This is a genomic window from Haloarcula amylolytica, from assembly GCF_049705545.1.
In the GTDB taxonomy this organism is placed as follows: domain Archaea; phylum Halobacteriota; class Halobacteria; order Halobacteriales; family Haloarculaceae; genus Haloarcula; species Haloarcula amylolytica_B.
On the sequence record NZ_JBNAMU010000001.1, the window covers coordinates 1,181,450 to 1,193,201 of the forward strand.

At 63.6% G+C, this 11,752-nt stretch carries 8 protein-coding genes; 3 read left to right on the forward strand and 5 right to left on the reverse strand.

Going from position 1 to position 11,752, the window contains the following annotated elements:
• Nucleotides 1-232: 232 nt before the first annotated feature.
• Nucleotides 233-1,150 (reverse strand): DUF6293 family protein, encoded by a 918-nt coding sequence (locus tag ACOZ4H_RS06255; RefSeq protein ID WP_424328478.1) that lies wholly within the window; start codon nt 1,148-1,150, stop codon nt 233-235.
• A gap of 717 nt (nt 1,151-1,867) precedes the next feature.
• Here ACOZ4H_RS06255 and ACOZ4H_RS06260 point away from each other — a divergent pair.
• Together ACOZ4H_RS06260 and ACOZ4H_RS06265 are read left to right on the forward strand one after the other, a co-directional pair.
• Complete coding sequence (locus ACOZ4H_RS06260) at nt 1,868-7,015, forward strand: hypothetical protein (RefSeq protein ID WP_424328479.1); 5,148 nt, start codon at nt 1,868-1,870, stop codon at nt 7,013-7,015.
• Entirely contained in the window at nt 7,012-8,058 is a 1,047-nt protein-coding gene (locus ACOZ4H_RS06265; RefSeq protein WP_424328480.1) for a PGF-CTERM sorting domain-containing protein, read from the forward strand. The genes ACOZ4H_RS06260 and ACOZ4H_RS06265 overlap by 4 nt, the downstream gene beginning before the upstream one ends.
• Before the next feature lie 131 nt (nt 8,059-8,189).
• Here the strand turns inward: ACOZ4H_RS06265 and ACOZ4H_RS06270 are convergent, their stop codons facing one another.
• From ACOZ4H_RS06270 to ACOZ4H_RS06285, 4 genes are all read right to left on the reverse strand, one after another.
• Entirely contained in the window at nt 8,190-8,618 is a 429-nt protein-coding gene (locus tag ACOZ4H_RS06270; protein ID WP_424328481.1) for a YgaP family membrane protein, read from the reverse strand.
• Nucleotides 8,619-8,720: 102 nt separating this feature from the next.
• The gene (locus tag ACOZ4H_RS06275) at nt 8,721-10,247 is read right to left on the reverse strand and encodes a sodium:solute symporter family protein (protein ID WP_424328482.1); all 1,527 of its coding nucleotides are present in this window, start codon (nt 10,245-10,247) and stop codon (nt 8,721-8,723) included.
• Between the two features lies 1 nt (nt 10,248).
• The gene (locus ACOZ4H_RS06280; RefSeq protein ID WP_424328483.1) at nt 10,249-10,458 is read right to left on the reverse strand and encodes a DUF3311 domain-containing protein; all 210 of its coding nucleotides are present in this window, start codon (nt 10,456-10,458) and stop codon (nt 10,249-10,251) included.
• Nucleotides 10,459-10,562: 104 nt separating this feature from the next.
• Nucleotides 10,563-10,907, reverse strand: a complete 345-nt coding sequence (locus ACOZ4H_RS06285; RefSeq protein WP_424328484.1) for a tRNA-binding protein — start codon at nt 10,905-10,907, stop codon at nt 10,563-10,565.
• Between the two features lie 51 nt (nt 10,908-10,958).
• Here ACOZ4H_RS06285 and ACOZ4H_RS06290 point away from each other — a divergent pair, with 51 nt between their 5' ends.
• Nucleotides 10,959-11,669: a sugar phosphate isomerase/epimerase family protein gene (locus ACOZ4H_RS06290; RefSeq protein ID WP_424328485.1), complete on the forward strand. Its 711-nt coding sequence runs from the start codon at nt 10,959-10,961 to the stop codon at nt 11,667-11,669.
• Nucleotides 11,670-11,752: the final 83 nt, after the last annotated feature.

The following is an 11,752-nucleotide window of genomic DNA, read 5'->3' on the forward strand; positions in this document are numbered from 1 at the left end:
ATTCAAACTGTGGGCGTAACACCCGGGTAGCATCGGACTGCGGCGCGGTTGTCAGCGGTGCGTGCGTCGATTTGGAGCGGTGGTGTGGGGCGTGGGGGCCCCTACACCGACGGGCGCGAGAACCAGCGTTCGGGAGAGTCGACGCACCATCTGTACAATACTCGACCAACGGCAGAATTAATGACTTCGGTTTTCGGCGGCGTCCCAGCGGCTTCACAACACCACATCCCACTCACGGCAGGTCGGGCTCGCGGTGCTCGCGATCCTCGGCGGAGTGGGCACGGACCCACAGCTGCCCGATGCGCGAGAGCGTCGTCCGGTAGGACTTCCCGTGTTCCTCCTGCTCGATGTACCCCTTCCCGCCGGGGCCGAGCCGGTCGACGTTGTAGATGACCTTCGAGCGGAAGGAATCGGTGTACTCCTCGCCCATGTCCCGGGCCAGTTGCTGGGCCAGCTCGGAGACGGACTCGAACTCGCCGTGTTCGCCGAGCGTGAAGAGGATGACCTCCTCGAAGGGTTTGACGTTCGAGAAGGAGGCGACCGGCAGTTCGACGATGTGGGAGCCGTCGATCTCCTTCGCCCCGATGGTCGTCCCGCGCTCGTCGAACTCCGACAGCAGATCCCGTGCGGTTTCGAGCCGTTCATCGACACGTTCGTCGACGTCCTCCCCAGTGCGCATGTCCTCCAGCATGTCGATCTGCTTGCGCAGTTCCTCCGCAAGCTCGGTCTCCAGATATTTCTCGGGGACCGTGTAGTAGGTGTGGATGCGGTCCCGGTCGCCCTCGCGCTCGACCATAATCGAATGGGCCGCGGTCGCAAAGGCAAAGGAGACAGTCCGAGGCATCGCGGAGACGTTGACCCACACCTCGCTGCCCGCGTCGAGCTCGGCGTTGATGAGTTCGAAGGCCTGCTCGAAGGCCTCGTCGTAGTCGTACACGTCGGCGACGACGAACCGCTCGGTTTCCGCCCCGAGCAGGTTCTGGTAGTCCTTTTCGAGTTTTTCGGCGAGGTTGCGCGAGTACTCGACGTTGGCCTCGCTACCGACCGCGCCCTCGAGCAGAATGACGCGGTCCACGTCGAGTTGCTCGCGCACGAGCGGCGCGATGAGCCGGTCGTAGTCGAACCCGACCGGGACGATGTGGGTCTGCATGTGTGAGGCGTAACGCTGCCGCTTATAAAAAGCACCAGTCTCGCGAGCGCTGCTACGCACACCCCTGACTTTTCTCCGCCGAGATTTCGTGTGGGCGACGGGTGGCTACCCGTCGATAGCCCTGTTTTAACAGAAACCGTCTCGACAGCACAGACCGGTCAGCGCTAAACGACACTGCTCTGATGAGCGCTAGCCATGGACCCGGACTTGCTGGTCGTCACTGGATACGCCTGTTTCCCAACTGAATCCGCCCCAGTCGGCGGGTACACCGGCCGTTCGGAGTCCTACGGTACCGTCTGTGCTAGCCACGCTGGACCGAACAGCGACGATCGAACACGGCACTACTGATTTCAGTAACCGGCCGGCCAGCGGCGAGCGACCCAGCGCTGGCAATCCCAGCGTGGCTATCAGTATCGGGGGCGGTGACACTCGAACGAGAAGTGAACAGATGTGGTTTACAAAACAGGATAGTGGCTACGATTGTTCACCCTGTACGGTAGTATTCGATATAGTGTTAACTATAGAAACGGGTGTTCCGTTGAAACTCTCCTATATGCGTGTTTCAGTCCCTCTCAAATATGTTTCTATCAGTGATAACTGGGACAAAGCCTATATCTCGGATTGTCGGTGAAGTGGCCAGCATGCCACTGGGATGGATGAGTGCATGCGAACAGATATCATTCCGGGATGGAACCCCGACATTGCGGGGGGACCGGAATGAGTAACGAGTTCCGCGCGGTGGTGCTCGCGTGGTTACTGATCGCCTCGTACGCGTTCGCACCGGTCGCGTTGCATGGCGGCAGTTCGGCCATCGGGACCGCGCAGGCTGGGAGTAACACCAGTCCGAACTTCGAGGTCATTGACGTGCAAGCCGCTGGGAACACGGGCGGCGTTAAAGTCGTCGTGGAGGCACAAACGAGTTCCAAGCTCGATAATTTCGGATTCTACTACAACGCCTCCGGTGACGGGACCGACCGAACGAACAAACTGACGAACAGCAATGGTGGTGTCACTGCCCGGTCCTATCCGCTTTCGGAGCAGAGTACCTGGGACGGGATCTCGACGTCTGACTCGCAACCGACCCGGGCGACGTTCACGCTCGACAGCGCAGAGGCACCAAAGACCGACGACCCCATTGAGATCAACGTGACGGCTGGCGGCACGTCATACAGCAACGCTGCTCCCGCAAACCGGGACGTCGTCACGGCGAACTACCGGCACATAACCCCGCAGGACTCCGCCGGGAACGCGATCTCCGGTGTGATGCCGTTTGTGGTTCTCGACGCACAAACCAACCAGTCAGTGGGTAGCGTGTTCTTTGACGGCCAGTCCCAGTCGAAACTTGTCTACGCCTGTCGCGGAGCGATGTCGAACGGCACATGTACGGAACCCAAAGACGGGGCGTCCGTGACCGTCGCCAAACAGGACTGGTCAGCCGGCGGCACGATCAGTAATCCCAGTTCTCCATCGTTCAGTTCCTCTATCGCGCTCAGAGGCTACAATCTGCCGGAGTCGAACGCGACGACGCGGCTCGACTCGACGGGCGCGACCACAGCAAAGAGCACAGAACCGTACGCACCCGCGTTCTTCGAGATATCGAATGCGTCCCAGGGGACACATACGGTTAGCGTCGACTCCGTCACGGTGACCAACACCAACACCGGCAACGTCGTATTCAAGAAAAACGGGAAGCCACAGGCGCCAGTCTTCCTCAAGCCGGCGACGCCGTACAAGATCGAGATAACCAACAGCGGGAGTTACGGCACCGAGACCCGTTATCTCACCGTCCCGACAGCGGGGATGACCCAGACCGGACTAAAAGTCGGCGCAACAGCTTCGAAGTCGACGGTGACGGGGCAGATCGTCAACGCCAGCGGCGAGCCGGTTGAGGATGTTGTAGTCGTCGCAGAGGACAGGTACTCGGGGGGCAACGGGTTCCGGATGATCAACTCGACGTCGACGGACTCGAACGGGCTGTTCTCGATGCGACTGCCCCAGACTGAGGCCACCGCGCCTGAACCGGGGCAGGGAACGCGGTACAAGCTCACCCTCGTGAGTGACAAGACCGACGGGTCGACGCTGCAGTACTACCCGACGGTCCACGACAACAACGGCGAGGGCTACAAGATCAGATCCACCAAGACCGTCATCCCCAAGATGCAGATCAAGGACGGGGGCGAGCTTTCTATCGATGTCACGCAGGGTGGTGGATACAGTACACTCCAGACCGGTGTCATGCAGACGACGCTCGGCAAGTACACCAGTCGAACGGGGGCACGGACGCGCTCGGCGGCCAGCGAGTCGTTCAATCAGGTGACGTTCGGTAAGTCCAAGCCAAGCAGCGCGAAAGTGTCACTGGTCTCGCCAACGACCGACGCGAGCACTCGCGTCAACTACAACGTCTGGGGAGTAGGCACCCCGACGAAGTGGCTCTGTACGAACGACGTCTCCGTCAGCCAGGGGTCGACGACGAGTTCCAGTTGTTCGCTCGAAGAGGCCGGCTACATCGAAGTTTCGGTCGACGAGTACAAGAGTATCGTCGACCAGGCCAACTCGCCGCGCAGTGCCGATACCGGGAGCTTCGGGTTCTTCTTCGAGAACGAAGTGGTGATCCGGGACAGTTCAACCGGCAACGTCGTTACCTACCTCGGACCCGGTAGCAGTCAGGCATTCAACCTCGACGGTACCGATACGGCGAAGATACCGGTTCCGGCTGGCAGTTACGAACTCGAAGTCCGACCTGCGACCGAATGGACCCGACAGACGACGGTCAAGGACTCGACGTCGGTGTCCGTCTCTTCGGGGTCCACGGCGACCGTGACACTCGACCGCGGGAAGGAGTTCGACATCGCGCCGATCCGGAGCCGTGCACCGGCGTCCCTGACACGGAGTGCGAACAACGAGTACGCGGTGAACATCACCGACCCGGTCGACGAACGTGGATACACCGCCGCCGAAATCAGCTCGGCGACGGTCCACTTCGCCGCCCCGAACGGCACGAAAGTCAGCGACCGCGCGTCACTGAGTTACAACAGCACGGCCGGGAAGGGCGTGTTCGAAACGAAGACCCTGAAGCCGTCGGATCTGGGTGCTGACGCCGGGACGTACGACCTGATCGTGACCGCGACCCACGAAGACGGGACGCGTACGTACAACACGACCTGGGAGACACGGGTGACGGTCAGTGGGTTCCAGACCGGCATCGACCTGAGTTCGAGTTCGGTCGGCCCCGGTGACCAGATCCTTGGGAGAATCAGCGCCTACGATACGACCCAGGACCCGCCGAGTGCGATCAGCGCGAACAAAAACGATGTCAAGATCAAGGTGATCGACGAGAACGGCAACGTCGTGACCAACAAGAACCCGAGTTCGGACGTGTCGAACGGCGAGGGTACGTTCAAACTCTCCATGCCCGATAGCGTTGGCGACTACCGCGTGCTCGCGTTCGTCGACAGCGGCTCCAGTCAGGGGATCGCGGAAAGGTGGGTCAGTGTCAGCAAGTATCAGGTCTCAGTCGAGACAGACAAGCGGACGTACAGGCCCGACGAGTCAGTGGAGGTGACCGTCGCGGCGCGCGACTCCGGCGACGGCTCAGCGGTCACGGACGCAAGCGTCGAGGTGGCGGTCGGCAACAACCGGATCGGTGGCACCACCGACGCGAGTGGTGAGTTCACGACGACTCTCGATCCGGCGAACTTCTCGGAGGACGGCCAGAGCTGGTCCGGTGACAACTTCGTCGAGGTCGAGGTGCTCAAAGACACCGACACGGGCATCATCCGGAAGTTCTCGGGTACCGGCTTCCGCGTGCAATCGTTCGACCTGCGGGCCGAACCGGTGAGTCGGACGTACACGTCCTCCGAAAATGTCCTCGTCGACGTCGAGAGCAATCCCGCGGGCGCTGCTGATGCGGTCGCAGTACGCAGGATCGATGGCGAAGAACTCGAATCGCCCGTGATCGCAAACACGCAGGAACCCGGTGGCTTCTATCAGCTCGATCTGGGCACACAGCCAGTCGGCGAGCACAGAGCCACCATCGCCGCGATCAACGACTCGAACGGCAACGTTGTCGAGACGACCGTTGCGTTTGCTGTCCGGGACGCCTCGATCGCGGCCGACACGGACAAGTTCAGTTACAGCCCCAGCGAGGACATCACGACGAACGTGACTGTCCGTGACACGTCCGGGAACGCAGTCAGTAACAAGGACGTCACCGCACGCCTCTACGCGGCAGAGTCGCCGCCCCGACAGGTCGGTTCGTCGGCTTCAGGTACGACAGGCAGCGACGGGACGGTTTCTATCACCGGGCTGTCAGCGAGCAGTCCCGGCCCGCACTTCGTAGAAGTCGAGGTCGACGGACAGACGGCACGGACGTACCTCGGTGTCAGCGATCTCTCAGTCGCGTTCGAGGACGGCAACGGTAATGCTGTCGACGAGTACGAGGTCGAGCCCGGCGACAGCAAGACTGTGAACGTCTCGGCGACTGCAGGCGGCAGCGATGTCGCTGACGGCGCGGCGGTTGACGTCGGTGTCTTCGCCTACGGTGAAATCGTCGACGAGGCAAACGGTGAGGTTTCCGGCGGCGACGGCACTGCCACGCTGGATATCAACGTTCCCTCCGACGTCCCGAAAGGGAGCTACACGCTTGCGACCCGTGTCCGAACGACTGACGGCAACGCCGGCACGACCGATGCGGTGCTGAACGTCACCGGTGGTAACGCGCTATCGATCGAAGCCGACCCGGGCCAGCGACAGTACGAACCCGGTGAGACGGGCACGTTCACCGCGTCGGTCACCGATGCCAGCGGCGCACCGGTTTCGGGCGAGACGGTCGTCTTCACAATCGACACTGAAGGAGCCGCAGAGACGAAACTCGGCGAGGCCACGACTGGTGCTGACGGGACCGCATCGGTCGATCACACCCTCGCCAGTGACGCCACGAGCGGTGAATACGTGCTCAAGACACACATCACGGACAAACGACGCACGCAGGATTACAACGGCTTCCTCGTCACCTCGCTAGAGACGACGATCAGTGCCGACGCGAGCAGTTACGCGCCGGGTGATACGATTTCGTTGACCGTCGACGCGGTCGACACGGCCGGCAACAACGTCGACGCCGACCGCGGCGAACTCCGGGTCGTGATGCCATCGGGCAACGAGATCACGCAGTCGTTCAGCACGAGCGGGACGGCGCCGTACACCCCCACATTCACGATTCCCGACGATAGCAGTAGCGTCGGGTCTGTGACGATCTCCGCGGGACTCAAAAATGACGCTGCGGTTGCCGTCGACTCGACGTTGACAGAAGTGGTCAGCGAGCAGGAGTCTGCCAATATTACCGTGCCAGAAACTGTCACCGCTGGAGAGTCGACTGATGTCACCCTCTCCTCTTCGACTGACGCAAAGGGGACGCTGACGGTGTTCTCGCCGGGGGCGTCCTCACCGGCAGTCGAACGGAGCGTCAGCCTCTCGGCCGGCACCAACAGCACGGAATCCGTGACGCTGCCATCGGCGGGGACCTACGTCTTCAAGCTCTCGGTGCCGGACGTCGGGACCGTCACGAGGTCGCGGAACGTCGCCCCGGTTGCGAGCGGCTCGCCGGCGCTGACGGTGGGCACGGGCATCGGGCAGGGCAACGAGACGTTCAACACGACCGAGGACCTCGTCATCCAGACTGACCGGCCGGGCGCGACCGCGACCGTCGTCAGTGGAAACGAAAGCTACACCGTCCGGCTGAATCAGCAACGTGGTAGTACCTACTACGGCGTCCTCTCAGAGAAGCGGTCGGACGGCGTGTATCTCGTCCGGCTTGACACGCCACAGGCTACTGCGGTCAATGAGACCCTCATTGAGGTGGGTCCATGACACGGATGCCTACGGCGGTCACTCTGCTGATCACGCTGGCAGTCGCACTGTCCGTCGCCGTGACGCCTGTCGCCGCTGCCTCACTGACGATCACGGGCGTCGCGATCCCCGACAGTGTCGCACAGGGGGACTCCTTCGACATCGAGGTGTCCGTCTCGGGGCAGGACGTGCAAAACGTCGCGGCATCGCTGACGCTACCGGACGGCATCTCCTGCTCGCCTGCGGGCACCCAGTCCGTTTCGATCAGTGGTGGGAGCGGCAGCGCGGTCTTCGACTGCAGCGCGGACGCGACTGGCGACTACAGCGGTGAGATTACCGCCTCTGTCACCGCGGACGAGACCAGTTCCTCGAGCACGCGCTCGGACGCCACCCAGACCGGTCTGCAGGTGTTGAGCCCCGCCAGCCTGACCGTCTCGCACAGCATTTCCTCGGACACCGTCGACGCTGGCCAGACCACCGAACTCGACGTTGTCATCCACAACACCGGTGACGTCTCAACGAGCTACAACGCCTCGCTCGGCGATGCCGATGGCTACGCGTCCACCCTCACTTCCGGGACCGACGACAGCGACATCGCGGGCGGCGAAACTCGGACACTGACCTACGAAGTGACCGGCAACTCCGGTGGCTCGTACACGTTGACGTCGACGGCCACCGGTGGCAACGGGCAGACGGTGACCGAAGTCACGACTCTCAGTGTTTCGGGCGACGACAGCGGCGGTGGTGGCGGTGACGACTCGAGCTCGCCGGCAGTTACGTCCACGCCGGAGTCCGAGGCGACTGAGACTGGGACAGAAACCCAAACTTCTGTGATGACTGACACCGCACCCGAATCGCAAACGGATGTGCGCACCGCGACGCCGGGTGGCGATGAACCGACACCAGCCGATGGCGTCGCCTCCGACCAAGACGCCGCCAGCGCCGACGGGAGTGACAGCGCGGACACGGGCGCGACGTCAGCCAGGAACGGACCCGGGTTCGGCGTCGTTTCGGCAGTTCTCGCGCTGTCGCTTGCGGTATTCCTCGCACGGCGACGGCCATAGGACGTTGCCAGCTTCCTACACTTTCGGCAGAGAAGCCGACCAGCACGAGTGTCTACCGGCCTGATACGGCGGAGCGACGCCTGTGAAAAGAACCAGGATGGGGCCGGTGCGGGCCCGCGGCAAGCAAGCCGTTACTCGCAGCTTTCGTGTACGATAGCGCCTTCGTCGTTCGGTCCGCGGCGCTCCCCGGGCACGATGGGGTCCTCACAGACGGCGCAGGTCAGCGTGCCGTTGGCGTGGACGTTCGAGGCCTCGGTGTCGTCAGACGAAGTGAAATCCACGCTCACGTCTGTCGACTCGTCGGCTGCCGGTTCGTCGCCCGCGTCGCTCGGTGCGAACACGTCGTCGTCATCGGCCGTCGTGTCGATGTCGAGCGTGTCGTTGAGGCCACAGTAGCCCGTCGAAGCGTTGAATCCGAGGCCGAGCGCGCCGATGCCGGCGAGCAGGCCGCGCTTGCGCTTCCCGCTGCGAAGCCAGCGCAGGGAGACGATTGTCAGGACGACTGCCAGCACCGCTCGGATCAGGCGGTCGCGACCGCCGACGTTTTTGTCGGAGTCCATACCGGGACATTAGTCTGGACGCTTTTGTAGGTTTACATGTCCGCCGGCGGCTGCCGTCCGGTGGTTGCTGCGCCGAACGGCCAGGACACAGACCGAACCGTCTCAGTCGCTTTCGATGCCGGAGACGGCGTAGGCAGTGCGATTCTCGGTCGCGGCGGGAGCGGTTACCAGCGAGACGGCGACCGTCAGCACGAGACCGACCAAGATGCCGACGATGCCGGGCGTCCAGCCCAGGTAGGCCGTCGGCAGGGCGACATCGAGACCGACCAGTCCCCCAATCGTCGCAAGCACTGGGAAGACGTGCAGGCCGTAGAACACCTGGCTCCCGACCACGCCGGCGTACATCCCCGAGCGGGTCGTCCCTTGCCAGTACAGCGCCAGCGCGACAGGGACAGTTAGCTGGGCGAAGCCGCTGAAGGCGGTGTCGCCGATCTGGACCAGCGTCCCCGGCGTGTAGAGGCTCGCGACGAACGAGAGGGTGGCGAAGGCGACCACGCCGACGCGGGCGATGAGCGCCTCGCGGCGGTCGGTCTCCCGGTCGCTGGCGTCATCGCGGCCGGTCAGCGGCCGGTAGAGGTCACGGGTGAGGTACGACGAGCCCGACAGCAGCATCGAGTCGCTTGAGGACATCATCGCGGCCATCGCGCCGGCGATGACCAGCGCGGTGAACCACGTGGGCGTGTACTCGCCCAGCAGCGCCGGGATGACGTTGCCGCCCTCCGGCACCGTGATACCGAGGCCCGCCGCCCACGCGCCCAGCATGAACGCCGGGACGAACAGGAGCAGGACCAGCACCGGCCAGAGCGCGAACGTGCGCTTGAGAACCTTCTTCGAGCCGGCGGCGAAGAAGCGCTGATTGATCTGCGGGAACATCGTCACGCCGAAGGCGATGCTGACCGCGGTCGAGATGATGAACTGCGGCGTGTAGAGGCCGCCGCCGAGACCGACGAAGGCGGGTTCCTCGGACGCCAGCAGGGCCGTCGCCTCGCCCGCGCCGCCGACGGCCGACAGGACCCAGGCGACGGCGACCCAGATCAGCGAGAGCATAAACAGCCCCTGGAGCGTGTCCGTCCAGGCGACGCCGCGCATCCCCGAGAGCGTGACGTAGAGAATCATGAACAGCGTGATCCCGCCCGCGCCGACCCAGAACGGGACCGCGCCGTTCGTGAGGCCGACGATGGCCTGGCCCGCGCCTTTCTGCTGGAGCATCACGTACGGGAACAGCCAGAACAGGCTCACAGCGGCAACGACGACGCGGAGCGCCGTCGACCCGAACCGGTCGCCCAGCATCTCACCGAGCGTGACGTACCCGTGGCGCTTGCCGACCAGCCACTGCTTGTACCCCAGTACGTACCAGAGGACAGCGAAGATGATGCCGTCCATCAGCCCCATCACGAGAATCCACTCGGGGCCGGCGCTGAACGCGAGGTTCGGGCCGCCGAAGAAAGTAAAGGCCGACAGTAGCGTCGCAAAAGTGGTAAACAGCAGGACGACCGTGCCGAGCGTCCGACTCGCGAGGTAGTAGTCCTCGGCGGTCCGGTCGGTCAGGCGATACGCGACCACGCCGACCGCGAGCGCGACGACCATGTACGCGCCGACGATGCCCAGTTGGAGCGCGGTGTCGGCCACGCTACTGCACCTCCTCGACGCCGAGACCCCAGTCGGTGCGCGCGAACACGGCGAAGACGACGCTCGCGAGCGCCATCCACCCGATGTGCCACCACAGCCACACCGGCAGCCCCGCGGCAATCGCGCTGGTGTCCCAGAGGAACCACGGCACTGCCAGCGCCATCAACACGAGCGCGACGACTGTCCACCCAGCGGCCCTGACCGTACTCATATTACGACAGGCTAGCCGCTGCCGGTACTAATGGGTAACGAATCTTCACCAACTCCCGTTGAAGAACTATCTTCTTCAATACACCCACGTCACAGAATTCGCCTTCAATACACCCGCGTCCCGGGCTCGACGTTCCGCTCGGGCGTCAGGTGGACGACGCCCTCTTCGCTGTCGACGCCGGTGACCAGACACTCGCTCTCGAAACCGGCGATAGAGACCGTCCCGAGGTTGACGACGGCGACGACCTGCGAGCCGAGCAGCTCCTCCGGATCGTACACGTCGGTCAGTCCCGCGGCGGACTGACGGGTCTCGTCGCCGAAATCCACGTCGAGCTTGTACACGTCCTTGCGGGCTTCGGGGAACGGCTCGACGTCGACGATTTCGCCGATACGCATCTCTACGTCTTCGAGGAACCGTGCGGGGTCGATCTCCGTTTCAGTGAATCCCATGCCCCCCGGTAGTCCGTCCAGTTATTTTACGACAGCGTTCGCAGCAATGGTATGGAAACAGCGATCCAGCTCTGGACGCTCCGAGAGCTCCGGGAGCCGCTATCGGACGTACTCGACCGTATCGCGGCTGCCGGCTACGACGGCGTGGAGTTCGCCGGCATCGGCGACCCGGACGCGTCCCGGCGCGCGCTCGACGAAACGGGGCTCGGTATCGCCGGCGTCCACATCCAACTGGAAGAGCTGCAGTCCGACCCCCGAACCGTTCGCAATCAGGTTCGGACGCTCGACGCGCCGTCAGTCGTTCTCCCGCACCTCGACGACGACCATTTCGCCAGCGAGAGCGCTATCCAGTCGACTGCGACTCTACTCACAAAGCTCGACGAGGACTTCGACCAACCGCTGCTGTACCACAACCACGACCACGAGTTCGTCCCGCTCGGCGAGGGCACCGCCTTCGACGCGCTCGTCGATCAGACGACGATTGGCTTCGAGTTCGACGCCGGGTGGGCGCACGCGGCGGGCCAGGACCCCGTCGCACTGATTCGGCGACTCGACGGGCGCGTTCCAGTTGTCCACCTCAAAGACATGACCGAGGACGGGGAGCCAACCGCCCTCGGTGACGGCGTCGTCCCGCTCCAGGCGGTGGTGGATGCGGCCCGCGAGGCCGGGACTGAATGGCTCGTTTTCGAACACGACAACCCCGTGGAGCCGGTCGACGCCATCCAGGCGGGTATCGACGGCATGCGTCCGCTACTGGAGTGAGTGGCCGACCTGTCGGGGGATAGAACGTTCCACAGAGGCAGTGTCGGCTCGCCGCTCAACTCAGGCGATGTCGGCTCGCAGTT